Source organism: Streptomyces sp. NPDC058751, from assembly GCF_042746485.1.
Classification (GTDB): domain Bacteria; phylum Actinomycetota; class Actinomycetes; order Streptomycetales; family Streptomycetaceae; genus Streptomyces.
On record NZ_JBHYPZ010000074.1, the window covers coordinates 1 to 24,230 of the forward strand.

The following is a 24,230-nucleotide window of genomic DNA, read 5'->3' on the forward strand; positions in this document are numbered from 1 at the left end:
GTACATCACATGCCCGTCGCCACCGACGATCACATCTCCGTCCAACGGCGACGGGCGGATGTACCGGCACGGCCCCGACCCACCCACCGGCCCGGACCGCGCCCTGGTCATCCGCCGGAGGCCGCCGCTCCGGTCAGGCCGAGGAGCAGGATCCGGGTGAACGAGCGCACCCACTCCTCGTCCGCGGGCTCCGCGCTGACCAGGGTGCGATGGACGACCGCCCCGGCGACCACGTCGAAGATCAGGCCGGCGGTCCGGTCGGCCGCGGCCGGATCCGGCTCCGGGGGAAGCTCACCGCGCGCCTGGGCGCGGGCCCGGCCCTCCACGACGAGCCGCTTCTGCCGGTCGACGATGGACGTGCGGATGCGCTCCCGCAGCGGTTCGTCCCGGGTGGACTCCGCGACCACGGCCATCAGCGCCGTCTTCGCCTCCGGGCGGTCCAGGATCGCCGCGAACTGGAGCACCACACCCTCGATGTCGGCGGCCAGACTGCCCCGGTCGGGAAGCTCCAGCTCGTCGAAGAGCTCGGCCACCGCGTCGACGACCAGTTCGTTCTTGCCCGCCCAGCGGCGGTAGAGGGTCGTCTTGGCGACCCCCGCGAGGGTCGCCACGTACCCCAACGTCAGTTTGGACCAGCCCAGTTCGACCAGGGCCGTGCGCGTCGCCCCCAGGATCGCGGCGTCCGCGGCGGCGCTGCGGGGGCGGCCCGTACGGGCGGCATGGGAGCGACATTGCATGCCTGTGACCATATCCGGCCGCATCACCGGCGATATCCGGCGGTTCTGTGGAGCCGTGAGGGAGATCACCGGCGGACGGCGCGCGAGCACGCCTCCGTGCAGTTACGCTACGACTCGTAGCGAAAGCTCGACCGCGGCGACAACCGCACGGGCGCCAGGTGGGGACCCGGCGCCGAACAGGCCTGACACAGCCTGGCTTTCACGGCGTTTTTCACACGTGCGCGAGGAAGGGGGAGGATGTACTCATGCAGCCACGGAACATGTCCATGAGCGGAGTCGTCGACCTCGCCGCGGTGAAGGCGGCCCAGGAGGCCAAGGCGAAGGCGGAGCAGGCACGCGCCGAAGCGGCCAGGCAGGGCGGAGGCGGGGCCGTGACTCCCGCGAGCCTCGTCATCGACGTAGACGAGGCCCGATTCGAGCAGGACGTCCTGCAGCGCTCCACCGAAGTGCCCGTCGTCATCGACTTCTGGGCCGAGTGGTGCGAGCCCTGCAAGCAGCTCAGCCCGCTCCTGGAGCGGCTGGCCGTCGAGTACGACGGGCGCTTCGTGCTCGCCAAGATCGACGTCGACGCCAACCAGATGCTGATGCAGCAGTTCGGGGTCCAGGGGATTCCGGCCGTTTTCGCGGTGGTGGCCGGACAGGCCCTGCCGCTCTTCCAGGGGGCCGCCGCCGAGGCGCAGATCCGCGGGACCCTCGACCAGCTCGTCCAGGTGGCCGAGCAGCGCTTCGGCCTGACCGGTCTGACGGTCGACGCGAGCGCCGCTCCGGGCGGCTCTCCCGCGGCGCAGGAGGTGCCGGCGGGACCGTACGACGCGCTCCTCGAGGCCGCCGTACAGGCCCTGGACGCGGGCGACTTCGGCGGTGCCGTCCAGGCGTACAAGAACGTACTGGTCGACGACCCGGGCAACACGGAGGCCAAACTGGGCCTGGCCCAGGCCGAGTTGCTCCAGCGGGTGCAGGGCCTCGACCCGCAGCGGGTGCGCCGGGACGCCGCGGAGAAGCCCTCCGACGCGGCGGCGCAGATCGCGGGGGCCGACCTGGACCTCGTCGGCGGTCACGTGGAGGACGCCTTCGGGCGGCTCATCGACACCGTGCGGCGCACGGCGGGGGACGACCGGGACGCGGTACGCCTGCGGCTGCTGGAGCTCTTCGAGGTCGTCGGCGCCGACGACCCCCGTGTGGTCGCGGCGCGCAGGGCCCTTGCCAGGGCGCTGTTCTGATCCGACCGGTCCCTGAACGCCCGGGCTCAGGGGCTCCTGATGCCCGGGTGGAAGATCGGCCGAATGAGACGCATGTGGCCGCGCTTTACCAAAACTTGGTAAACGCGGCCGCTGTTACTCGTAGTAAACCGGTGGCGCTGAACTGTCTGATTCCGTCCGGAATTTGACCACTGTGTCACCCCTGGTTGAGCCACCCTGAGTCGCCGCCCGATGCCGACGGGCCGTTCTTCGGTTATCCCGCCGTTACTAGCGAGTAACGAACCCCCTTGTGCACGCGGCGAGAATGCACCACGATCGGCGACGCTCGGTCCATTCCCGCACCCCGACAGCCAATCGGGCCCGCGGACTTTCTGGGTCCCCACCGAGCAGGACCGACAGCGGTGCGATCGGTTCTTGGGCAGGGGGGTCTTCGCCGTCCGGTGGAGCCTGTCCAGCAGGTTGTGCGTGATGTGTTCAGGCGCGACCAGTGGTTGTCGCTCGGGGGTGATCGCCGGTGATTCGGGTGCAGTCGCACCTTCGGGTACAGGCGCTCTCCTTCCCGAGGACGTAGCACTTCTCCCATCCCTGCCCGGCTGAGCCGCCGCAACGTGGCAGTCAGGGCCAGGAGATGTACGTCCGAGAAGGAGGAAAAATTATGTCCCAGGTGCGTGGCGGGACCAGATGGAAGCGGTTCGCCGTCGTCATGGTGCCCAGCGTGGCAGCCACGGCAGCGATAGGTGTCGCCCTCGCGCAGGGTGCTCTCGCCGCATCGTTCAGTGTCTCCGGTCAGTCCTTCAAGGTGACCGCGGACAAGCTCGAGGGAACTGGCTTCTCCCAGTACGGAGCCCTTGACCAGGGCACGGGCCTCGACGGCAAGTCGGCTCTGCACCCCGTCGCGGTGTCCGCGTTCAAGAGCGCCGACATCACCGGCATGTGCCAGTCGGTCGTCACCCCGAACGTCCCGGTGCTCGGTTCCGTCAGCCTCGTGCTGAAGGCCGGTGGCGGCGGTACGCCGGTTCACGCCGACAACCTCTACATCGACGTCGAGGACCTCGGCGCCGACGCGACGTTCAAGAACATCGACATCGGCGTCGCGGCCAAGGACGCCAACAAGGGTCCGGGCATGAAGGGCGGCGGCGAGCAGGCCAACCCCTTCGGCTTCGCCCAGCAGGCCGAGTCGGCCACGCTGACCGACGTGAAGCAGACGGCGTGGGCGACCACCGCCGGCACGTTCAAGCTCAGCGGTCTGAAGATGTCGGTCAAGGCCGGCGTCAAGGAGTGCTACTAAGCACCCTGGGGGCGGGCGTCGTGGCCCAGGCCGCTTCGCCCGCCCCGCCCGCTCCGCCCGTCGTACGCGGAGCACCCAACGCGTACTTCTCACAGCAATGCCGTTCCAGGGAGCTGTTTCCATGAGCGCCGAGACTCCTGCCGCGCCCGGCCAGAACGATGAGCACTACCTCCAGGTGTTCCGGCGGCACTTCCGTAACTGGAGGAGCGACCGCCCGTTCTGGGCCGGTCTGTACATCGTGTTCGGCGGCTTCCCCATCGCCTACTTCCCGTACGCGCACCTTCAGCTCGGTCATCTGACGCTGGCGATGTCCACCACGGCCGGTGCCGGGTCCCTGATCATCGGTGTACTCCTCGTCGTGCTCGGGATCAGCCTCTGGTTCCAGAAGCACGTGCGGACGTTCGCGGGCGTCGCCGCGATCCTCCTCGCCCTGGTGTCCATCCCGGTGGCCAACCTGGGCGGCTTCCTGATCGGTTTCCTGTTCGCCCTGCTCGGTGGCGCCATGGCGGTCTCCTGGGTTCCCGGCGAGCCCGAGGAGACCTACGCCACGTCGAGCTCCCTCGGCAAGCAGGACACGCCGGACGCCCCGGCCGCCGAGCCCGTCGGGCACGAGGCGGCGGACGGCGCGGGCGACCCGAACGATCTGTCAGGAACGAGCCCGGACAACGGGGCGAACGGGAGGCACAGTGCCGGCTGACGAGGTGACCCGCGGGACTGACGCGGATGGGTCCCGCGTGAGAACCGGGCCGCGTCACGCGGCCCCGAGGAAGCCGCTGCTCACCAGGCTCCAGATGCCCGCCGGCAAGGCGATAGCCATAGCGGCGATGCCGACGGCGGTCCTCATGGGCATGGGCTTCACCCCGACGCTCGCGCAGGCCGACGACCAGCCCACCTCCAAGAGCCTCACGGCCGAGGAGTACCAGGCGTGCGTCGAGGCCGTCACCGGCGAGGAGGCGTCGGACACGGCGTCGCCCTCCGCCTCGGCGAGCGCGTCCTCCTCCGCCCCGGCCACGCCGACCCCCTCCGCGTCCTCGGACTCCGGTTCCTCGGAGCCCACGGACAAGGACACGGCCCCTTCGTCGGATTCAGGTTCCGACGACGAGGCCGAGCCCACCGCGTCCCCGTCGGCCTCCGCGAGCGCGCAGAGCAAGACGGCGGACAAGGCGGCGGACAAGCCGGCGGACGACAGCGCGTCCACGCCGGCCCCCTCGGCGTCCGAGAGCAGCACGAACCCGCTCGACCCGCTGGGCGTCGGCGACGCCATCAAGGACATCCTCACCCCCGACGAGACGGCGAGCTCCACCCCGGCGCCGTCCGCCTCGGCGAGCGCGAGCGCCGGCACGAAGACGTCGGACGGCACGGACGCCCCGGAGGACGAGAACACCGCGGAGACCGTCAAGGACACGACCGACAAGGTCACCGAGACGGACGACGACACCGCGAAGGCGGTCACGGACGAGGCGTCGAAGGCCGCCGAGGACGCCACCGAGAAGGCCGAGGAGACGCCCGCGGCGGCCACCGGCTCGCCGAGCCCGTCCGCGAGCGCCACCACGGACGCCGAGGACTGCCCGGCCGCCACCGACGAGGAGGGCGGCGTGGACAACCCGGTCGCCCTGCCGACCGAGCCGTGGTACCTCGACGCCAGCTCGCTGCTGCTCAAGGGCGCCGACTACCAGGGCATAGTCAAGGTGAAGACCTCCGACGGGACCGTCAAGAAGGTCCTGAAGTACGTCATATCCGACGGCACCGACATAGGCGACCTGCACCAGACGGTGAAGGACAAGCAGACCGGCAAGACCTACCACGTGCAGGCCGAGGCCGGTTCGACGTCCACCATCCGTGACGGCAAGACGATCATGTACACGGAGAGCATCTCCGGGAACCTGCTCGGGCTCATCCCGGTCACGTTCGACCCGGAGAACCCTCCGCCGCTGAACATCCCGCTGATCTACTTCACCAAGGTGAAGGTCGTTCAGGCCGGCCAGTTCGGCGGGACCCTGCACATCCCCGGACTCCACCAGTACATAACCGGCTGAGCCGTCCACCGGCCGAGCCGTCCGGAACCCGTCCGGGAGCCGCACAGACGCCGAGGGCGCCCCCTGTTCGCAGGGGGCGCCCTCGGCGTCTGTGCGGCGGCGGGATCAGGCGTGGTTGCCCTCGCCCAGGTGGTGCACCCGGACCATGTTGGTGGTGCCGGCGACGCCGGGGGGCGAACCGGCGGTGATCACGACGACGTCGCCCCCGTTGAACCGCTTGAGCTTCTGCAGCTCCTGGTCGACCAGCTCGACCATCTCGTCGGTGCTGTTCACGAACGGAACGACGTGCGACTCGACGCCCCAGCTCAGCGTCAGCTGGTTGCGGGTGTGCTCGTCCGTGGTGAAGGCCAGGATCGGCTGGGCGGCGCGGTAGCGCGACAGGCGGCGGGCGGTGTCACCGGACTTGGTGAAGGCCACCAGGCCCTTGCCGCCGAGGAAGTCGGCGATCTCGCAGGCGGCGCGGGCGACCGAACCGCCCTGCGTGCGCGGCTTCTTGCCCGGGACCAGCGGCTGCAGGCCCTTGGACAGGAGCTCGTCCTCGGCCGCGGCGACGATCTTCGACATCGTCTTCACGGTCTCGACCGGGTACGCGCCCACGCTGGACTCGGCCGACAGCATGACCGCGTCCGCGCCGTCCAGGATCGCGTTGGCCACGTCGGAGGCCTCGGCGCGCGTCGGACGGGAGTTGGTGATCATCGACTCCATCATCTGGGTCGCCACGATCACCGGCTTGGCGTTGCGGCGGCACAGCTCCACGAGGCGCTTCTGCACCATCGGGACCCGCTCCAGCGGGTACTCGACGGCCAGGTCGCCGCGGGCCACCATGACGGCGTCGAACGCGGCGACGACGCCCTCCATGTTGTCGACCGCCTGCGGCTTCTCCACCTTGGCGATGACGGGGACGCGGCGGCCCTCCTCGTCCATCACCTTGTGGACGTCGTTCACGTCGTTGGCGTCGCGCACGAAGGACAGGGCGACCATGTCGCAGCCCATCCGCAGCGCGAAGCGCAGGTCCTCGACGTCCTTCTCCGACAGCGCGGGCACGTTCACGGCCGCGCCGGGCAGGTTGATGCCCTTGTGGTCGGAGATCACGCCGCCCTCGATGACGACCGTCTTGACCCGCGGGCCGTCGACCTCGACGACCCGCAGCTCGACGTTGCCGTCGTTGATGAGGATCTGGTCGCCGTGCGAGACATCGCCGGGCAGACCTTTGTAGGTCGTGCCGCAGATGTGCTTGTCACCCGGCACGTCCTCGGCCGTGATGACGAACTCGTCGCCACGCTCCAGCTCGACGGGGCCTTCGGCGAAGGTCTCCAGGCGGATCTTGGGGCCCTGCAGGTCGGCGAGGACACCGATGGCGATGCCGGTCTCGGCCGAGGCGGACCGGACACGGTCGTAGCGGCCCTGGTGCTCGGAGTGGGAACCGTGGCTGAAATTGAAGCGGGCCACATTCATGCCGGCCTGGATCAGCTCGACCAGCTTCTCGTGGGAGTCGACCGCGGGGCCGAGAGTACAGACGATTTTCGAACGGCGCATGGGGCGATCCTATCGGTTTGTTTCGCAACGGAATATTCCGTCTGGCGGAAGATACAAATGGGCGGGCGGGTGCTCAGGCGTGGCCTTCCGGCCCGCTCAGGCACCTCCCCTTCCGGCCAGCGCGTACGTCTGTGTGGCGATCTCCAGTTCCTCGTCCGTCGGCACGACGGCCACCGCGACGCGCGCGTACGGCGGTGAGATGAGCCGGGGCCCACCGCCGCGCACCGCGTTCAGTTCGCCGTCGACCGCGAGCCCCAGTTCCTCCAGGCCCCTGATCGCGGCCTCGCGCACCGTGTCGGAGTTCTCTCCCACCCCGGCCGTGAACGCGACGGCGTCCACCCGGCCGAGGACCGCGTAGTAGGCGCCGATGTATTTCTTCAGCCGGTGGATGTAGATGTCGAAGGCGAGTCGCGCCTTCTCGTCCCCTTCCCCGATCCGGCGCTCGATCTCCCGCAGGTCGTTGTCGCCGCACAGTCCGAGAAGACCGCTCTTCTTGTTGAGAAGAGTGTCGATCTCGTCCGTGGACATGTCGCCGACGCGCTCCAAATGGAAGATGACGGCGGGGTCCACGTCACCCGACCGGGTTCCCATCACCAGCCCCTCCAGGGGGGTGAGCCCCATCGACGTGTCCACGCACCGCCCGCCCCTGACCGCGGACGCCGAAGCCCCGTTGCCCAGGTGCAGCACGATGACGTTGACCTCCTCGGGCGCCTTGCCGAGGAGGCCGGCAGTCGTCCGGGAGACGTAGGCGTGCGAGCTGCCGTGGAAGCCGTACCGGCGGATGCGGTGCTCGTCGGCGGTCGCCACGTCGATCGCGTAGCGCGCGGCGGCCTCCGGCATCGTCGTGTGGAACGCGGTGTCGAAGACCGCGATCTGGGGGAGGTCGGGGCGCAGGGCCATCGCGGTGCGGATGCCGGTGAGGTTCGCCGGGTTGTGCAGCGGGGCGACCGGGATCAGCCGCTCGATCTCCGCGAGGACCGCCGCGTCGATGACCGTCGGCTCGGTGAACGTCCTGCCGCCGTGCACCACCCGGTGGCCGATGGCGGCCAGTTCGGGGGAGTCCAGGCCGAGCCCGTCCACCGCCAGTTCCTCCCCCATCGCCTTCAGCGCGGCCTCGTGGTCGGGGAACGAGTCGGACCTCTCACGGGTCTCGCCCGTGGTCCGCACGGTGTGCCGCAGCAGGGAGGTCCCCTCGCCGATGCGCTCCACCAGGCCGACGGCCAGCCGCGCGCCGTCGCGCATGTCGAGCAACTGGTACTTCACCGACGACGAGCCGGAGTTGAGGACGAGGACCCGTACGGCCGACGGGGAGACGGGCTCCTCGGGCACGGCGGCCTCGGGGGACGGGTGGTCGCTCACGGACGGGCAGCCTTCTGGTCGGTGGTCTGGGACTGGATCGCCGTGATGGCGACCGTGTTGACGATGTCCTGGACGAGCGCGCCGCGGGACAGGTCGTTGACGGGCTTGCGCAGACCCTGGAGCACCGGGCCGACGGCGATCGCGCCGGCCGAGCGCTGCACGGCCTTGTAGGTGTTGTTGCCGGTGTTGAGGTCGGGGAAGATCAGCACGGACGCCTGCCCGGCGACCTTCGAGTCCGGCAGCTTGGTCGCCGCGACCGACGGCTCGACGGCGGCGTCGTACTGGATCGGTCCCTCGATGAGCAGGTCGCCGCGGCGCGCGCGCACCAGCTCGGTCGCCTCGCGCACCTTGTCGACGTCGGCGCCCGAACCCGAGGTGCCCGTGGAGTACGAGAGCATCGCGATCCGGGGTTCGACACCGAACTGCCGCGCGGTGGCGGCCGAGGAGACGGCGATGTCGCAGAGCTGCTCGGCGTTCGGGTCGGGGTTCACCGCGCAGTCTCCGTAGACCAGGACCTTGTCGGCCAGGCACATGAAGAAGACGGACGAGACGATCCTCGACTCCGGCCTGGTCTTGATGATCTCGAACGCGGGCCGGATCGTCGCCGCCGTCGAGTGCACGGCCCCCGACACCATCCCGTCGGCGAGGCCCTCCTGCACCATGAGCGTGCCGAAGTAGTTCACGTCCGCGACGACGTCGTAGGCCAGCTCGACCGTGACCCCCTTGTGGGCGCGCAGTGCGGCGTACTTCTCGGCGAAGGAGTCCCGCAGCGGGGACGTCTGAGGGTCGATGATCTGGGTGGCGCTGATGTCGATGCCGAGGTCGGCGGCCTTCTTGCGGATCTGGTCGGCCGGGCCGAGCAGGGTCAGGTCGCACACGCCCCGGCGCAGCAGCACCTCGGCGGCCTGCAGGACGCGCTCCTCGGTGCCCTCGGGCAGCACGACGCGCCGCAGGTCGGAGCGCGCCTGTTCCAGGAGCTGGTGCTCGAACATCATCGGGGTGAGCCGGTCGCTGCTGGGCGCGGAGACCCGCTTCAGCAGGTCGACGGTGTCCACGTGCCGCTCGAACAGGCCGAGCGCGGTCTCCGCCTTGCGGGGCGTGGCCGCGTTCAGCTTGCCCTCCAGGGCGAAGAGCGCCTCCGCGGTGGGGAAGGAGTTCCCGGGCACCGAGACGACCGGGGTGCCGGGCGCGAGACGGGACGCGAGCGTGAGGATCTCGGTGCTGGGCCTCTCGTCCAGGGTGAGCAGGATGCCGGCTATGGGCGGGGTGCCGGCGCTGTGCGCGGCGAGCGAGCCGATCACCAGGTCGGCCCGGTCCCCGGGGGTGACCACGAGGCATCCCGGGGTCAGGGCGGCCAGGAGGTTCGGCAGCATCGCGCCGCCGAAGACGAAGCCGAGCGCGTCGCGGGCGAGCCCCGAGTCGTCGCCGAGGAGCACCTTTCCGCCGAGCGCGTGGGTGATCTGCGCGACCGTGGGCGCGGAGAGCGCGGGCTCGTCCGGAAGGACGTAACAGGGCACCGGCAGGCGGGACTCGAGCCGCTCCGCGATCTGTTCCCGGTCCTGCGGGGCCACCCGGTTCACCACCATGGCGAGGACGTCGCATCCCAGACCGTCGTACGCGCGGTAGGCGTTGCGGGTCTCGGCGCGCACCGACTCGGCGCTCTCGCCCCGGCCGCCGACGACGGGGAGCACGGAGGCGGCGAACTCGTTCGCCAGGCGGGCGTTGAGCGCCAGTTCGTCGGGGAGCTGGGTGGCGGCGAAGTCGGTGCCGAGGACGAGGACGACGTCGTAGTCGCGGGTGACCAGGTGGAACCGGTCGACGAGCGTGGACACCAGCTCGTCGGTGCCCCGTTCGGCCTGGAGCGCGGCCGCCTCGCGGTAGTCCATGCCGTACACCGTCGCCGGATCCTGCGTCAGCCGGTAGCGGGCCCGCAGCAGCTCGAAGAGCCGGTCGGGTCCCTCGTGCACGAGCGGACGGAACACCCCCACCCGGTCGACCTCGCGGGTCAGGAGCTCCATGACCCCCAGTTCGACGACCTGGCGGCCATCACCTCGGTCGATCCCGGTCACGTACACGCTGCGCGTCACGCGTGCTCTCCATCCGTTTCGTCGCCAGGCAGGTTTCTGGGCTCGGGAAAAGGGCCCACCGACGTGAGCAGAACCCTCTTGACAATACCTCCGGGGCTGGCTAGGGCGCCCGCCAGGGGAGCGTGCCGGTCGGCCCCAAAAGGAGGGTGCCGGTCGGCCCCGGGGAGTGTGCCGGTCGGCGGGGAGCGGCGTCCGGGTGGAATCGGCGGGCCGCCCCGGGCCGTGAAACAATCGAAGCGGCTCACACGAATCCGAGGGAGCAGGAGACACAGCACGATGCGTATCGGAGTTCTCACCGCAGGCGGCGACTGCCCTGGCCTGAACGCAGTGATCCGGTCGGTCGTGCACCGAGCGGTCACCAACTTCGGGGACGAGGTCATCGGCTTCGAGGACGGCTACGCCGGACTCCTCGACGGCCACTACCGCAGCCTCGACCTCAACGCCGTCAGCGGCATCCTCGCCCGCGGCGGCACCATCCTCGGCTCCTCCCGGCTGCAGCGCGACCGGCTCCGCGAGGCCTGCGAGAACGCCCAGGACATGGCCCGCGAGTTCGGTATCGACGCGCTCATCCCGATCGGCGGCGAGGGCACGATCACGGCGGCCCGGATGCTGTCGGACGCGGGTCTGCCGGTCGTCGGCGTGCCGAAGACCATCGACAACGACATCTCCGCGACGGACCGCACCTTCGGCTTCGACACCGCCGTCGGCGTCGCCACGGAGGCCATGGACCGGCTGAAGACGACGGCCGAGTCCCACCAGCGCGTGATGGTCGTCGAGGTCATGGGCCGGCACGCGGGCTGGATCGCACTGGAGTCCGGCATGGCGGCCGGCGCCCACGGCATCTGCCTGCCCGAGCGTCCCTTCGACCCGGCCGACCTGGTCGCGATGGTCGAGGAGCGCTTCGCGCGCGGCAAGCGGTTCGCCGTCATCTGCGTCGCCGAGGGCGCCCACCCCGCCGAGGGCACCATGGACTACGGCAAGGGCGCGATCGACCAGTTCGGCCACGAACGCTTCCAGGGCATCGGCACGGCCCTCGCGTTCGAGCTGGAGCGCCGCCTCGGCAAGGAGGCCAAGCCGGTCATCCTCGGCCACGTCCAGCGCGGCGGCACGCCCACCGCGTACGACCGCGTCCTCGCCACCCGCTTCGGCTGGCACGCCGTCGAGGCCGCGCACCGCGGCGACTTCGGCAAGATGACCGCGCTGCGCGGCACGGACATCGAGATGGTGCCGCTCGCGGACGCGACCAACGAGCTGAAGACCGTGCCGAAGGACCGGATGGACGAGGCGGAGTCGGTCTTCTAGTCCGCCTTTTCGTCACAGCGAGCCGCGGGCGGGGTCCGTGGTCCGGCAGGGTGCCGGACCACGGACCCGGTCGCGGCCGCCGCCCGGGCCCGTGGTCTCCACGCGGGTCCGGGACCTCAGTACCGGCTCGCGCGGACGGCTGTCCAGAAATGATCGACGACCCGGTCCAGGAAGTCCTGTCCCGGCCCGCCGGCGTCGGCCGCACGGCCGCTCCAGTTCCGCGCGGCCGCCATCCGTCCCCGGTAGTCGGTGTGCAGCTCCGCCAGCGCGGCCTCCAGGAGGCCGCGCTCCAGCGGCACCACCTTGGCGACCGCGCGCACCTGGCTCTGCCAGCGCGTCGTCACGGCGGTGCGCAGCAGGTCGGCGAGCCGGCCGTCGCGTCCCGTCACGGTGATGAAGTCGGGCAGCGAGAGGTCGAGCACCTTGGCGAGCGCGGTCGACTGCCGTTCGTTGCCACGCCAGTTGCCGGACTCCTCCATCCGCTCGTAGGCGAGGAGGGCGATCCCGACGGCGTGCGCCACGTCCTCCGGGGCGAGATCGCGGGCGACGCGATGTTCGCGCAACGTGCGCGGAGCGCCTATGAGTTCATCCGGTGAACACCACAACACGCCTGCCAGGGCGGTGAGTTCGGGGCTGCTCGGCGCGACGTCGCCGCGCTCCCAGGCGACGACCAGGTCGGGTGTGGCGTACGGCAGCCCGTACGAGGCTCTCAGGCCGTACGCGACGTGCTCGGGCCCCATTCCGAGCGCCGCCCGCAGTCTTCGGGCGGCCGGGGCGTTGAAGGGCGGGGTGGGCTGTTGGGCTTGCGGTCGGTGCACGCGCACAAGCTATGGGCCGGGAGCGGTGGTGACTACGGTCTGTTCGGCCACAATTACAGATTGTAGGAAGATACGGTTCCGGCCGTGGTCCTGAATTCACCGTGCCGTGGCGGCGGTTCGCCCCCTCTCGCGGGACGGGCGGAGGCCGGTCCCGTCAAATGGCCCGGCCGGCAACGGAGTCGTGGTGGGCCTTCGGCGGGTCCGCCACGGGTTCCCGCGCCGGTCAGCTCTTCACCCAGCGGTACTGCAGTTCCGGCCGTCCGACCGCCCCGTACTGCGGAGCGCGTGCCGCCCGGCCCGCCTCCACCAGGTGTTCCAGGTAGCGCCGGGCGGTGATCCGGGAGATGCCGACGGCCTCGGCGGCCTTGGCCGCCGTCAGGCCGTCGGCGTGGTCCCTGAGGGTGACCGTCACGCGTTCCAGGGTCGGCGCGCTCAGTCCCTTGGGCAGTGCGGCCGGGCCGGGGGCCCGCAGGGCCGCCAGGGCGCGGTCCACCTCGGCCTGGCCGCTCGCCTCGCCGGCCGCCGCACGGAACTCCGCGTACCGGACCAGCCGGTCGCGCAGGGTGGCGAAGGTGAACGGCTTCAGCACGTACTGGACGACCCCGAGCGACACGCCCTCCCGCACGACCGCCAGGTCCCGCGCGGAGGTCACCGCGATCACGTCGGCGCGATGGCCGGCGGCGCGCAGCGAGCGCGCGAGCCGGAGGCCGTGCGTGTCCGGCAGGTGCAGGTCGAGCAGCAGCAGGTCCACGGGCGTGCGGTCCAGCACGTGGCGCGCCTGCGCACCCGTGTGGACCTTGCCGACCGCCGTGAAGCCGGGCACCCGGTCGACGTACATCACGTGCGCGTCGGCGGCCACGGGGTCGTCCTCGACGACGAGCACACGGATCGGACCGGTCGTCATGCGTCGCCTCCGGGCGGGACGGGTGCGGATGCCGTGGGCGGCGTGGACGGCTCGGACGGTGCGGAGGACCGCATCCGCGGCACCGGGGCGGGGCCGGCGCCGGGGGGCCGGGCCGGGGCGGGTGCGGCGTGCGGGATCCGGGGCGGGGCGGACCCAAGGGTCCGGGTTCCGTCCGGGGCCGGGGCGGAGGCCGGGTCCGAAGCCGAGTCCGGGGCCGGGGCGAGCTCCGGGTCCGGGATCGGGGCCGGGCTCGGGTTCGCGGGGCGGGTGGGGAGGGGCAGGCGGACCTCGAACTCGGCGCCGCCGTCGGCTCCTTCGCGTACCCCGAGCGTGCCCGCGTGCCGGTTCACCGTCTGGCGGGCGAGGGCCAGGCCGAGACCGCGGCCGCCGGGGCCCGCCGGCTTCGTGGACCAGCCGCGCTGGAAGACCTGCTCGGCGTGGGCCGGGTCCACCCCGGAGCCGGTGTCGGCGACCCGCAGCACCAGGGCCGACTCCTCGGTGAACGCCGTCACCGTGACGCGGGCGCCCACCGTCCCCTGCGCCGCGTCCGTCGCGTTGTCGATCAGGTTGCCGAGCACGGTGACCAGGTCGCGCGGGGTGAGCGAGGCCGGGAGCAGGCCGTCGTCGATGCCGCTGTCCTCGGAGACCACGAGCTCCACCCCGCGTTCGTTGGCCTGTGCCGCCTTGCCCAGCAGCAGCGCGGCGAGCACCGGTTCGCTGACCGCGGAGACCACCTCGTCGGTGAGGGCCTGCGCCAGCTCCAGTTCGGCGGTGGCGAAGGCGACGGCCTCCTCGGCACGGCCCAGTTCGATGAGGGAGACCACCGTGTGCAGCCGGTTCGCCGCCTCGTGCGCCTGCGAGCGCAGCGCCTGGGTGAAGCCGCGCTCCGAGTCCAGTTCGCCCGTCAGCGACTGGAGTTCGGTCACGTCGCGCAGGGTGACCACCGTGCCGCGGCGCTCACCGCCGGACACCGGGGAGGTGTTCACGACCAGCACGCGGGTGTCCGTCAGATGCACCTCGTCCACGCGGGGCTCCGCCGACAGCAGCGCGCCCGTCAGCGGCGCGGGCAGCCCGAGGTCGGCGGGCGAACGGCCGACCACGTCGTCCGTGACGCCGAGCAGTTCCCGCCCGCCGTCGTTCATCAGCGCCACCCGGAACCGCCCGTCCAGCATCAGCAGCCCCTCGCGCACGGCGTGCAGCGCGGCCTGGTGGTAGTCGTGCATCCGGCTCAGCTCGGCCGCGTTCATGCCGTGGGTGGAGCGCCGCAGCCGGGCGTTGATGACGTACGTGCCGACGGCGCCCAGCAGCAGCGCGCCCGCCGCGACCCCGATCAGGGCCGCCACCTGCTCCTGGACGCGTTCGGTGATCGCCTCGACCTTGATGCCCGCGCTGACCAGGCCGATGGTCCGCCCGTCGTCCTCACGGATCGGGGTGACGGCGCGCACGGAGGGGCCGAGGCTGCCCGTGTACGTCTCCGTGAAGGACCTGCCCGCGAGCGCCGGGGCGGTGTGCCCGAGGAAGTGCCTGCCTATCTGCTTCTCCTCGGGGTGCGTCCAGCGGATGCCCCGGGGATCCATGATCGTCACGAAGTCGACGCCGGTGTCCCGCTGGACGCGCAGGGAGTAGGGCTGGAGCTCCCCGGTGGGGTTCGCCGTGCCGATGGCCGCGTGGACGGACGGGGAGTCCGCGACCGAGCGCGCGACCGCCATCGCCTGACGGCCCGCGGCCTCCTCGGCCTGGCTCCGGTCGCTGACGTAGGTGAACAGCGCGTACCCGGCGACGAGGACCGCGATGAGCACGGCCTGCATGCCGAAGAGCTGGCCGGCCAGGCTGCGGGGTCGCGGGACACGGGGGAGACGCATGCCGTTCAGTGTGCCTTCCTCTGGCGTGGGCGCCCCAGGCAGCGCGTCCTGGCCGTCGGCCCGATGGTCACGCCTCGCCCTGGCGCGGGCGCCCCGGGGTGTGTGACGAAGGGGGCCGCAGGGGTGCGACCGAGGCGGCGCCCGGGGTGTGTGACGACGTGGATGCCTCGGGGTGTGTGACGACGTGGATGCCCCGGCGTGTGTGACGACGTGGATGCCTCAGGGACGCGTGACGGGGGCGGATGTCCCGGGGGCGTGCGTGAACTCAATGAACGCAAGGGTGACCGCCCTCACACACCGGGAGATAGTCCCCTCATCCCCCGGGAGCCCACGCCTCCCGGACGCCCCGGACGTGAGCCGCACGCCGGGTTCCCGCCGGACGTGAGCCGCACGCCGGATGATGCCGACGACGTCGTCAAGGAGGGCAGCCGTGGCCAGCACGCCGCAGACCGCACCTGCCGCACCCGCCGCCAGACGGGACCGCACGCACTACCTGTACATCGCCGTGATCGGCGCCGTGATCCTCGGCATCGCGGTGGGCCTGATCGCCCCCGACCTCGCCGTCGAGCTCAAGCCCATCGGTACGGGCTTCGTGAACCTGATCAAGATGATGATCTCCCCGATCATCTTCTGCACGATCGTGCTGGGCATCGGCTCGGTCCGCAAGGCCGCCAAGGTCGGCGCCGTCGGCGGCATCGCGCTCGGCTACTTCCTGGTCATGTCGCTGGTCGCGCTCGCCATCGGCCTGGTCGTCGGCAACGTCCTGGAGCCGGGCAGCGGCCTGGCGATGACCGACGCGGTCAAGGAGGCGGGCCAGGGCCAGGTGTCGGCGGAGGCGCTGCCTCCGGTCGACTTCGTGCTCTCGATCATCCCCACCACGATGGTCTCGGCGTTCACCGAGGGCCAGGTCCTGCAGACCCTGCTCGTCGCGCTGCTGACCGGGTTCGCCCTCCAGGCCATGGGGCCGGCCGGGCAGCCGGTCCTGCGCGGGGTCGAGCACATCCAGCGGCTCGTGTTCCGCGTCCTCGCCATGGTCATGTGGGCGGCCCCGCTCGGTGCCTTCGGCGCCATCGCCGCCGTCACCGGTTCCGCGGGCCTGGACGCGCTCAAGAGCCTCGCCGTGCTGATGCTCGGTTTCTACGTCACCTGCTTCCTGTTCGTCTTCGTCGTGCTCGGGGCGCTGCTGCGCGTGGTGACGGGCCTGAACATCCTCACGCTCTTCAAGTACCTGGGCCGGGAGTTCCTGCTGATCCTGTCCACCTCGTCCTCCGAGTCCGCCCTGCCGCGGCTCATCGCGAAGATGGAGCACCTGGGCGTCGGCAAGCCGGTGGTCGGCATCACCGTCCCGACCGGCTACTCCTTCAACCTCGACGGCACGATGATCTACATGACCATGGCCTCGCTCTACATCGCCGACGCGATGGGCACGCCGATGGCGGTCGGCGAGCAGATCCCGCTCCTGCTCTTCCTCCTCGTCGCCTCCAAGGGCGCGGCGGGCGTCAGCGGGGCGGGCCTCGCCACGCTGGCCGGCGGCCTCCAGTCGCACAAGCCGGGCCTGGTGGACGGCGTGGGCCTCGTCGTTGGCATCGACCGCTTCATGAGCGAGGCCCGCGCGCTCACGAACTTCGCCGGCAACGCGGTGGCCACCGTCCTGATCGGGACCTGGACGAAGGAGATCGACAGGGAGCGGGTGTCCCGGGTCCTGGCCGGAGAGATCCCCTTCGACGAGAAGACCCTGCTGGACGACGGAGCCGCCCCCGCCGACGGCCACACGGACGTGCCGGAGCAGGGCGGAGAGAAGGCGCCGGTCGCGGTGTAGGGCGTGTCCGGGGAACTCCCGGAGCCTGTCCGGCGCTCCCCGGCCGGCAGGTCCCGGGACACCGGGCGGCAGGGCATCCCCCCACGGGCCCGGCCGCCCGGCGCACGGCTGGGAACGACCGGGTCCCGGGGCCCTGACCGCCCCGGGGACCCGGTCGTTCTCAGTCGCTCAGCCCCGCCACCAGTTCGGTGGCGCGTGAGGCGGGCACGCCCGCCGCGGTCAGCATGGTGACCGCGGCGGAGCCGCCCGCCTCCTCCGCCGCCAGGAGGCCGTCGTTCACCGCCTCCATGAGGGCGAACAGCGTCTGCTCGTGCACGTACGCCAGCGCGTACGGGGGCAGCGGCGAGGCGAACACGCCCTGTTCCAGGCCGCGCCGGAGGACCTCCGTGCTGGCCTCGCGGACCGGCGTCAGACGCTCGCGGATGCCCTGCATGGTGACGCTGCGCTGGGCGAGGGCGACCAGCAGCCGGTAGCGGTCGGCGATCTCCCAGACGGCCAGGGTCGAGCGGGCCACCGACTCGGCCGGGTCCGCGACCCCCTCCCGGCCCGCCGCGTGTGCCGCCGCGACCGCCGCCAGGGCCTCGTCGGTCAGGGTGCCGACCAGCGCCTCGCGGCTGGGGAAATGCCCGTAGACCGTGCGCCGTACGACACCGGCCGCCCGCGCGATCTGGTCCATGGACGCGTCGGGGTCACGCAGCAGTTCGGCGAGTGCGACGTCCAGGATGCGGCGGCGGTTCACATCGGCGCGGCTCGGGTTACCCGTGGTCATGACAGCCATTCTGCCCGCCCTCCGGGCGGTTTCCCCTCCTGCGGTCACAGGCCTCCACCTCCTTCATTTGCACAGCACTGTGCAATCTCGTATCTTGCACAGCGTTGTGCATTTGCACTCCACTGTGCAAGTCCTGGCGCGGAGGACCTCCGTGCCCGTCGACGAAGGAAGGGCGACCGTAGCCATGCGTCTCGTCATGAACGAACCGGTCGAGAGGATGGACCGGCCCTACGCCAGGCGGTGGTGGGCGCTGCTGGTGCTCTGCCTGAGCCTGCTGATCATCGTGATGGCGAACACCGCCCTCACGGTGGCGGCGCCCGACATGACCCGGGACCTCGGCATGTCCAGCGCCGACCTGCAGTGGGTCATCGACGGCTACACCGTCCCGTACGCCGCCCTGATGCTGCTGCTGGGCGCGATCGGGGACAAGTACAGCCGTCGTGGCGCGCTCGTCCTCGGGCTCGTCGTCTTCGGCGGCGGCGCGATCGCCGGCTCGCTCGTCGACAGCTCCACCGGGGTCATCGCGGCCCGCGCCGTCATGGGCGTCGGCGCCGCGCTGATCATGCCCGCCACGCTCTCCCTGCTCGCCGCGACCTTCCCGCGCGCCGAGCGGGCCAAGGCGATCGTCCTGTGGACCGCCACCGCCGGCCTCGCCATCGCCGCCGGTCCGCTGGTCGCGGGCGCCCTGCTGGAGGACCACGGCTGGTCGTCCACGTTCCTGATCAACGTGCCCGTCACCGTGCTCGCCATCGTCGGTGCCCTGGTCCTCGTGCCGCCGTCCAGGGCCGCGCACCACAACCGCATCGACTACGTCGGCGGGCTGCTCTCCGTCGTCTGGATCGGCGCGCTCGTCTACATGATCATCGAGGGGCCGCACTTCGGGTGGGGCGTCAAGGCCGTGACCGCCGCCGTGCTCGCCGGGGCCGGACTGCTCCTCTTCGTGCTGTGGGAACTGCGCCACCCGCGCCCGGTCCTCGACGTACGGCGCTTCGGGAACCGCCGCTTCGCCGGCTCGAACCTCGCGGTCGCCCTCTTCTTCCTGGCCGTCTTCGGCGCCTTCTACTACCTCACCCAGCACCTCCAGTTCGTCCTCGGCTACGACGCCCTGGACACCGGCGTACGGATGCTGCCGCTCGCCGGCGCCGTCTTCGTGGGCTCGGCGCTCACCGGATACCTCACTCCGCGCATCGGCATGAAGTTCACGGTCACCGCGGGCATGGTCGGCGGCACCGCGGCCCTCGCCCTGCTCACCCGGGTGGACGCCTCCTCGGCGTACGGCGACCTCGTCCTGCCCCTCGTGATGCTCGGCCTCGCCATCGGCCTGGCGCTCTCGCCCTGCACGGACGCCATCATGGGCGCGTTCCCCGAGGCCGAACTCGGCGTCGGCGGAGCGGTCAACGACACCTCGCTGGAACTCGGCGGCTCGCTCGGCATCGCCATCCTCGGCTCGGTGCTGGCGGGTTCGTACTCCTCGCACCTCGCCGACGCGACCGCGGACAGCAAGCTCCCGGCGGACGCCCTGGACACCGCCCAGGACTCGGTGGGCGCCGGGTACGCCGTCGCCCAGGGCATCGGCGACAAGGCCCGCCTGCTCGGCGAGCAGGCCGCGCACTCCGCGGACGCCGAACAGGCGGCCCAGCTGAAGGCGCAGGCCGGTCAGCTCGCCGACGGAGCGCGGCAGATGGCGGACGCGGTCGGCTCGTCCTTCGCGGACGCGGTGGCGCACACCAGCATGGTCGGAGCGGTGGTCCTGGGCGTGGGCACGGTACTGGTGGCGATACTGCTGCCCCGCAAGGCTGCGCCCGCACTTGAGCCCGGAACCGAGCCCGAGCCCGAGACCCGGACCGCGCCCGAGACCCGGACCGCGCCCGAGACCCGGACCGCGCCCGAGCCCAGGCCCGGGACCGGGGCCCGGTCCGAGGCCGAGCCGGAGACCGGGGCCGGTGATGGGACCGGCTCGGAGACCGAGGGTGACGGCAGGGCCGAGCGCGAGCCGGACGAGCGGTCCGGGGCGGAGTCGGACGACCTGTCCGAGAGCGGGCGCGAGACTCAGGCCGAAGCCGAAGCCGAAGCCGAAGCCGAAGCCGAAGCCGAAGCCGAAGCCGAAGCCGAAGCCGAAGCCGAAGCCGAAGCCGAAGCCGAGGCCGAAGTTGAAGCCGAGGCCGAAGTTGAAGCCGAGGCCGGTGACGGGGGCGAGGGAAGCGATGGTGATCATGTAGGAACCGTGAACCCACAGGTCGCCGTCCCGTAGGGCATGCACCACCGTGCAGTGCCGTGCCGGACCGACCGGCACGGCACTGCACTGCACGTTCTGCGGAGGAAACCGAGCATGAAGATCGACTGGGACCGGCGCACCTGCGCGCGCAAGGGGCACGTGACCTACGCGCCGGACGACCCGCGCCTGCGGGTGCGGCTGCACGCCCAGACCGCGCTCGGCGAGGTCTGGCGCTGCCTGCGCTGCGGCGACTTCGCGCTCGGCGCCCCGCACGGCTCCGGACCGGCCGCCGCGGCACCCCTGGTCCCGCGCGGCAAGGTGCTCCGCGACCTGTTCGTCCTGCGCTTCCTGGCGGTCGAGCGGGCCCTGCGCGGGGTGTTCATCGTGCTGGTCGCGGCCGCCGTGTGGAAGTTCAGCAACAGCCAGGACGCGGTGCGCCGGCTCTTCGAGGAGTACCTCGACGTCCTCAGGCCGGTCTTCCGGCACTTCCACTACGACCTCGACCACTCGCCCGTGATCGGCACCGTCCAGAAGACCTTCGGGTACAAGCAATCCACGCTGCTGCTGGTCGCGGCCCTGCTGGTGGCGTACGCGGTGATCGAGATCGTCGAGGCGGTCGGGCTCTGGTACGCCAAGCGCTGGGCGGAGTACCTGACGGTCGTCGCCACCGCCGCGTTCCTCCCGCTGGAGGTCTACGAACTCACCGAGCACATCAGCTGGCTGAAGATCACGACACTGGTCCTGAACGTCCTCGCCGTCCTCTACATCGCCCTCACCAAGCGGCTGTTCGGGCTGCGCGGCGGACGCAGGGCGTTCGACGCGGAGCGGCGGAGCGCGTCGCTGCTGGAGGTGGAGGAGTCCGCGGGGGTCATGGTCTGACCCGGCCGGCCGCGTCCAGGCGGGCCAGGTCGTCCGCACCCAGCACCAGGTCCGCGGCCCCCGCGGAGTCGCGGGCGGTCTCCGGGCGGCTGGCGCCCGGGACCGGGATCACCGTGGGAGCGAGCGCCGACAGCCAGGCGAGGGCGACCCGCTGAGGGCTGACCCCGTGTTCCCGGGCGACCTCGTGGAAGGCCCCGAAGCGCTCCCGAGGACCGTCGGCCGCCGTGCCGTCGGACGGGCCGTCCAGGGAGCTGCGGGAGATGCCGCCCAGCGGGCTCCAGGGCATGAAGGCGAGCCCCAGCCCGGCGCACAGGCGCAGCTCGGGGTCGCTGTCGCGCACCGCGGGGGAGTACCGGTTCTGGACGGAGACCAGCCGGTCGCCGAGGATCGCGCGGGCCCTGCGGATCTGGCCGGAGTCGGCGTTGGAGACGCCGGCCAGCCGGATCGTGCCCGCGTCGAGCAGATCGCGCAGGGCGCCGACCGAGTCCTCGAACGGGACGGCGGGATCGGGCTTGTGCAGCTGGTAGAGGCCGATCGCCTCCAGGCCCAGCCGCTTCAGGGACGCCTCGGCCGCCGCCTTGAGGCGGCGCGGGTCGCCGTCGACCGTCCAGCTGCCGTCGGCGGGTCTGCCCCGGCCGCCCTTCGTGGCCACCAGGACGTCCGCGGTGTCACCGCCGTACGTCGCCAGGGCGCGGGCCACGAGCCGTTCGTTGTGGCCGGGTCCGTCGCCGGGCAGGTGGTACGAGTCCGCCGTGTCGAGGAGCGTGACACCCGCGTCGAGGGCCGCGTGCACCGTCGCCAGGGCCCGCGCCTCGTCCGGCCGCCCCTCGATGGACAGCGGCATCGCGCCGAGCCCCACCGCGCTCACCCGGAGCCCGCCCAGTGTGCGGTACCGCATGTCAGTCGTCCTCTCCGAGCGTCTCGGCCACGGCGCGCGGCAGCCAGGCCCGCGCGTCGCCGAAGGGGAAACCGAGCCGCGCGGCCCGGGAGTTGTCCATGCCGTAGGAACGGCGGAAGGAGAAGGGGGAGACCTCGCCCACCTCGACGGTCTCCAGGACGGTCCGGCCGTCCGGGAGGCGCGCGCCGATCGCCTCGCACAACTCCCTTGTGGTCAGGGCCCCGTGGGAGGCCGCGTTGACCGGTCCTGTGAAGTCCTCGCCCACCGTCCAGAACATGAAGTCGGCGATCTCCTCGACGTGGATGTAGGTCGCCGGGTGGTTCACGGCGGGCACGGCGATCGCCCCGCCGGTGCGGATCCGGTCGGCGTAGTGCTCCAGCCGTCCGGTGAAGTCGTCGTCCCCGCCCAGCACATGGGCGACGCGCACGGCCACGTACGGGAAGGCGGGACCGGCCGCGAACACCGCCTCGGCCTGCCGCTTGCCCTCGCCGTAGTGCGTGTCCAGGAACTCCGCGTCGTCCCAGGGGAGTCCGGGGTCGACGGCGACCGTACGGGGGTCCACGGCGTCCTCGCCCACCGGGTCCGCCGTGTCCTCGTACTCGTACACCTCGACGGTCGACGTCATCACGTACCGGCGGGTGCGTCCCGCGAAGACCCGGCGGGCGATCTCCGCCTGCCGCGGGGTGTAGCAGACCTGGTCCACGACGACGTCGAAGGTCCGCGACCCCAGCGCCTCCTCCAGGGACTTCTCGTCGTCGCGGTCGGCGATCAGGTGGACCGTCCCGGCGGGCGGCGCGGACGAGCCGCGGTTGACGACGGTGACCCGGTCCCCCGCCGCGATCAGCCGCGCTATGAGCCGTTTTCCGAAATACCGGTTCCCGCCGATGACGCAGATCTCCCGCATACCGTCCTCCCCCGATTCCCCGCACCCGTGCCCGTGCACCCGTGCGTCCGCTCCCCGTGCCGCCACCGTTCGCCCGGAGTTCACGGTGCTTCGGCCTGTGGTCATAATTCTCCCGTCGCGGAGGGCGGCTTCGAAGGGGGAGACGTGGGAGATCCGGCTGTCGCACCGAAGGAAACACGGCATCCGCGCGCCGTCTCCGGCGAAACGCCGGTGGGCTTCGACGCGCTCGACCGGCAGATCCTGGAACTGCTCCAGGGCGAGGGCCGCATCAAACTCAGCGAGCTGGGCCGGCGCGTCCGGCTGAGCCCGGCCGCCGTCGCGGAGCGGGTGCGCCGGCTGGAGGCGACGGGCGCGATCACCGGCTACGGCGCCCAGGTGTCGGCGGCCCGCCTCGGCTACGGCATCCAGGCGTTCATCCGCGTCAACCCGCACGGCGGCTACACCCTGAAGCATCCCCGGACGCTGGAACTGCTCGCCCGTCCCGAGGTCACCGAGGTCCACCACGTCGTCGGCGAGGACTGCTGGATCCTCAAGGTCGCCGTCGAGGACACCGTGCACCTGGAGGACGTCCTGGAACAGACCTCCGCGCTCGGGCGGACGACGACCTCGATCGTGCTGTCGTCCCCGGTGGACCGCAAGCCGCTGCTCCCGCGCACCACGCGCTGACCCGTCCGCCGGGGTGCCCCGCGGAGCCTTGCCTTGACGTCGGCGTCAAGGACTACCGTCGGGGACATGCGAATCGGCGAGCTGGCCGCACGGGCCGGGACGACCACGCGGACCCTGCGCTACTACGAGTCGCGGGGGCTGCTGCCCGCGCGGCGGGGCGAGAACGGGTACCGCACGTACGACGAGCACGATCTGCGGCTGCTGCGGCAGATCAGGACGCTGCAGGACTTCGGGTTCGACCTGGAGGAGACGCGGCCCTTCGTGGAGTGCCTGCGGGCCGGGCACCCCGAGGGCGACTCGTGCCCGGCGTCCCTGGACGTCTACCGCCGCAAGCTCGGCGAGCTCGACGCGCTGGTCGACGAGCTGATGTCGGTGCGCGCGCAGGTCGGCGAGCAGCTCGCGCGGGCGGAGCGGGCGCGTGACGCGCTGGCCGCCGACGCGGAGGTTCCGGGTGGTCCGGAACCCGTGTGTGAACTGGGAGGGCGGACGCGATGATCAGGGCGGCAGGCGTGGCCGAGGTGACGGACGCGGACTTCGGGGCGGAGGTGATCGGCTCGGACCTGCCCGTGCTGGTGGAGTTCACGGCCGACTGGTGCCCGCCGTGCCGGCAGATGGGTCCCGTGCTCAGCGAGCTGGCCTTCGAGGAGGGCGACCGGTTCAAGGTGGTCCAGCTCGACGTCGACACCAATCCGGAGACGACACTGGCGTACGGCGTGCTCTCGATGCCGACGTTCATGGTCTTCCGCGACGGTGAGCCCGTGAAGTCGATGGTGGGGGCCCGGCCCAAGCGGCGGCTCCTCCAGGAACTGGCCGACGTGCTCTGACCCGTCCGGCGCACGAAGACCCGTCCGGCACACAAAAAATCCCCTGGGCAATTGCGCCCGGGGGATTTCTCTGCGTATATTCAATGGTTCGCGACTTTGAAAAGGGAAGCCGCGAAGAAGTTCAGTAG

Annotated in this window: 20 protein-coding genes and 1 pseudogene; 11 read left to right on the forward strand and 10 right to left on the reverse strand. The window is 71.6% G+C overall.

The window, feature by feature from the left end:
- Positions 1–107: 107 nt before the first annotated feature.
- Positions 108–737 carry a TetR/AcrR family transcriptional regulator C-terminal ligand-binding domain-containing protein gene (locus ACFW6B_RS39670; RefSeq protein ID WP_386604534.1) on the reverse strand — a complete coding sequence of 210 codons (630 nt, stop codon included), beginning with the start codon at positions 735–737 and terminating at the stop codon, positions 108–110.
- Between the two features lie 245 nt (positions 738–982).
- Between ACFW6B_RS39670 and ACFW6B_RS39675 the strand changes: the two genes are divergently transcribed.
- The 4 genes from ACFW6B_RS39675 (at position 983) to ACFW6B_RS39690 (ending at position 5,260) form a co-directional block, all read left to right on the forward strand.
- Positions 983–1,957 (forward strand): tetratricopeptide repeat protein, encoded by a 975-nt coding sequence (locus tag ACFW6B_RS39675; RefSeq protein WP_386604536.1) that lies wholly within the window; start codon positions 983–985, stop codon positions 1,955–1,957.
- A gap of 631 nt (positions 1,958–2,588) precedes the next feature.
- A complete protein-coding gene (locus ACFW6B_RS39680) occupies positions 2,589–3,224 on the forward strand; it encodes a DUF6230 family protein (protein ID WP_386604574.1) in 636 nt (211 codons plus the stop codon).
- 121 nt (positions 3,225–3,345) lie between these two features.
- On the forward strand, positions 3,346–3,921 hold the full coding sequence (locus ACFW6B_RS39685; protein ID WP_386604538.1) for a DUF6114 domain-containing protein: 576 nt from the start codon (positions 3,346–3,348) through the stop codon (positions 3,919–3,921).
- Positions 3,911–5,260, forward strand: coding sequence for a hypothetical protein (locus tag ACFW6B_RS39690; RefSeq protein WP_386604540.1), 1,350 nt, complete (start codon positions 3,911–3,913; stop codon positions 5,258–5,260). The genes ACFW6B_RS39685 and ACFW6B_RS39690 overlap by 11 nt, the downstream gene beginning before the upstream one ends.
- A 105-nt stretch (positions 5,261–5,365) precedes the next feature.
- Here ACFW6B_RS39690 and pyk read toward each other — a convergent pair whose 3' ends face one another.
- The 3 genes from pyk to pta all read right to left on the reverse strand — a co-directional run bounded on the left by pyk (position 5,366) and on the right by pta (position 10,242).
- Entirely contained in the window at positions 5,366–6,796 is a 1,431-nt protein-coding gene (gene pyk / locus ACFW6B_RS39695) for a pyruvate kinase (protein WP_386604542.1), read from the reverse strand.
- Positions 6,797–6,892: 96 nt separating this feature from the next.
- Entirely contained in the window at positions 6,893–8,155 is a 1,263-nt protein-coding gene (locus ACFW6B_RS39700) for an acetate kinase (protein ID WP_386604544.1), read from the reverse strand.
- A complete protein-coding gene (gene pta / locus ACFW6B_RS39705) occupies positions 8,152–10,242 on the reverse strand; it encodes a phosphate acetyltransferase (RefSeq protein WP_386604546.1) in 2,091 nt (696 codons plus the stop codon). The genes ACFW6B_RS39700 and pta overlap by 4 nt, the downstream gene beginning before the upstream one ends.
- Before the next feature lie 276 nt (positions 10,243–10,518).
- Between pta and ACFW6B_RS39710 the strand changes: the two genes are divergently transcribed.
- Positions 10,519–11,544 carry an ATP-dependent 6-phosphofructokinase gene (locus ACFW6B_RS39710; protein ID WP_386604548.1) on the forward strand — a complete coding sequence of 342 codons (1,026 nt, stop codon included), beginning with the start codon at positions 10,519–10,521 and terminating at the stop codon, positions 11,542–11,544.
- A 116-nt stretch (positions 11,545–11,660) separates the two neighbouring features.
- Here the strand turns inward: ACFW6B_RS39710 and ACFW6B_RS39715 are convergent, their stop codons facing one another.
- The 3 genes from ACFW6B_RS39715 to ACFW6B_RS39725 form a co-directional block, all read right to left on the reverse strand.
- Positions 11,661–12,368 carry a helix-turn-helix domain-containing protein gene (locus ACFW6B_RS39715; RefSeq protein WP_386604550.1) on the reverse strand — a complete coding sequence of 236 codons (708 nt, stop codon included), beginning with the start codon at positions 12,366–12,368 and terminating at the stop codon, positions 11,661–11,663.
- A 217-nt stretch (positions 12,369–12,585) separates the two neighbouring features.
- Positions 12,586–13,266, reverse strand: a complete 681-nt coding sequence (locus ACFW6B_RS39720; protein ID WP_386604552.1) for a response regulator — start codon at positions 13,264–13,266, stop codon at positions 12,586–12,588.
- Positions 13,263–15,128, reverse strand: coding sequence for an ATP-binding protein (locus ACFW6B_RS39725; protein WP_386604554.1), 1,866 nt, complete (start codon positions 15,126–15,128; stop codon positions 13,263–13,265). Before ACFW6B_RS39725 ends, ACFW6B_RS39720 begins: the two co-directional genes overlap by 4 nt.
- Before the next feature lie 400 nt (positions 15,129–15,528).
- On the opposite strand from ACFW6B_RS39725, the gene ACFW6B_RS39730 reads away from it, so the two are divergent.
- A complete protein-coding gene (locus ACFW6B_RS39730; protein ID WP_386604576.1) occupies positions 15,529–16,947 on the forward strand; it encodes a cation:dicarboxylate symporter family transporter in 1,419 nt (472 codons plus the stop codon).
- Positions 16,948–17,107: 160 nt separating this feature from the next.
- On the opposite strand, the gene ACFW6B_RS39735 is transcribed toward ACFW6B_RS39730, so the two are convergent.
- Positions 17,108–17,725, reverse strand: a complete 618-nt coding sequence (locus tag ACFW6B_RS39735; RefSeq protein ID WP_386604556.1) for a TetR/AcrR family transcriptional regulator — start codon at positions 17,723–17,725, stop codon at positions 17,108–17,110.
- A gap of 175 nt (positions 17,726–17,900) precedes the next feature.
- Here ACFW6B_RS39735 and ACFW6B_RS39740 point away from each other — a divergent pair.
- A pseudogene (locus ACFW6B_RS39740) lies at positions 17,901–19,556 on the forward strand (MFS transporter); the annotation flags it as partial.
- 489 nt (positions 19,557–20,045) lie between these two features.
- Positions 20,046–20,810, forward strand: coding sequence for a DUF2127 domain-containing protein (locus ACFW6B_RS39745; RefSeq protein ID WP_386604558.1), 765 nt, complete (start codon positions 20,046–20,048; stop codon positions 20,808–20,810).
- On the opposite strand, the gene ACFW6B_RS39750 is transcribed toward ACFW6B_RS39745, so the two are convergent.
- Positions 20,800–21,708, reverse strand: a complete 909-nt coding sequence (locus ACFW6B_RS39750; protein WP_386604560.1) for an aldo/keto reductase — start codon at positions 21,706–21,708, stop codon at positions 20,800–20,802. The genes ACFW6B_RS39745 and ACFW6B_RS39750 overlap by 11 nt on opposite strands.
- A gap of 1 nt (position 21,709) precedes the next feature.
- Entirely contained in the window at positions 21,710–22,612 is a 903-nt protein-coding gene (locus ACFW6B_RS39755; protein ID WP_386604562.1) for an NAD-dependent epimerase/dehydratase family protein, read from the reverse strand.
- Between the two features lie 144 nt (positions 22,613–22,756).
- Between ACFW6B_RS39755 and ACFW6B_RS39760 the strand changes: the two genes are divergently transcribed.
- The 3 genes from ACFW6B_RS39760 to ACFW6B_RS39770 all read left to right on the forward strand — a co-directional run bounded on the left by ACFW6B_RS39760 (position 22,757) and on the right by ACFW6B_RS39770 (position 24,102).
- Positions 22,757–23,278: an Lrp/AsnC family transcriptional regulator gene (locus ACFW6B_RS39760; RefSeq protein WP_386604564.1), complete on the forward strand. Its 522-nt coding sequence runs from the start codon at positions 22,757–22,759 to the stop codon at positions 23,276–23,278.
- Positions 23,279–23,344: 66 nt separating this feature from the next.
- Positions 23,345–23,773, forward strand: coding sequence for a MerR family transcriptional regulator (locus ACFW6B_RS39765; RefSeq protein ID WP_386604566.1), 429 nt, complete (start codon positions 23,345–23,347; stop codon positions 23,771–23,773).
- Between the two features lie 14 nt (positions 23,774–23,787).
- Complete coding sequence (locus tag ACFW6B_RS39770; protein ID WP_386604578.1) at positions 23,788–24,102, forward strand: thioredoxin family protein; 315 nt, start codon at positions 23,788–23,790, stop codon at positions 24,100–24,102.
- Positions 24,103–24,230: the final 128 nt, after the last annotated feature.

What these genes read in the sequence shown, in the direction of transcription:
- ACFW6B_RS39755 (WP_386604562.1), bottom strand. Translation starts at nt 22,612, where the DNA reads ATGCGGGAGATCTGCGTCATCGGCGGGAACCGGTATTTCGGAAAACGG.
- ACFW6B_RS39670 (WP_386604534.1), bottom strand. Translation starts at nt 737, where the DNA reads ATGCAATGTCGCTCCCATGCCGCCCGTACGGGCCGCCCCCGCAGCGCC.
- ACFW6B_RS39675 (WP_386604536.1), top strand. Translation starts at nt 983, where the DNA reads ATGCAGCCACGGAACATGTCCATGAGCGGAGTCGTCGACCTCGCCGCG.
- ACFW6B_RS39745 (WP_386604558.1), top strand. Translation starts at nt 20,046, where the DNA reads ATGAAGATCGACTGGGACCGGCGCACCTGCGCGCGCAAGGGGCACGTG.
- ACFW6B_RS39765 (WP_386604566.1), top strand. Translation starts at nt 23,345, where the DNA reads ATGCGAATCGGCGAGCTGGCCGCACGGGCCGGGACGACCACGCGGACC.
- ACFW6B_RS39685 (WP_386604538.1), top strand. Translation starts at nt 3,346, where the DNA reads ATGAGCGCCGAGACTCCTGCCGCGCCCGGCCAGAACGATGAGCACTAC.
- ACFW6B_RS39725 (WP_386604554.1), bottom strand. Translation starts at nt 15,128, where the DNA reads ATGCGTCTCCCCCGTGTCCCGCGACCCCGCAGCCTGGCCGGCCAGCTC.
- ACFW6B_RS39730 (WP_386604576.1), top strand. Translation starts at nt 15,529, where the DNA reads ATGCCGACGACGTCGTCAAGGAGGGCAGCCGTGGCCAGCACGCCGCAG.
- ACFW6B_RS39710 (WP_386604548.1), top strand. Translation starts at nt 10,519, where the DNA reads ATGCGTATCGGAGTTCTCACCGCAGGCGGCGACTGCCCTGGCCTGAAC.
- ACFW6B_RS39735 (WP_386604556.1), bottom strand. Translation starts at nt 17,725, where the DNA reads ATGGCTGTCATGACCACGGGTAACCCGAGCCGCGCCGATGTGAACCGC.
- ACFW6B_RS39720 (WP_386604552.1), bottom strand. Translation starts at nt 13,266, where the DNA reads ATGACGACCGGTCCGATCCGTGTGCTCGTCGTCGAGGACGACCCCGTG.
- ACFW6B_RS39750 (WP_386604560.1), bottom strand. Translation starts at nt 21,708, where the DNA reads ATGCGGTACCGCACACTGGGCGGGCTCCGGGTGAGCGCGGTGGGGCTC.
- pyk (WP_386604542.1), bottom strand. Translation starts at nt 6,796, where the DNA reads ATGCGCCGTTCGAAAATCGTCTGTACTCTCGGCCCCGCGGTCGACTCC.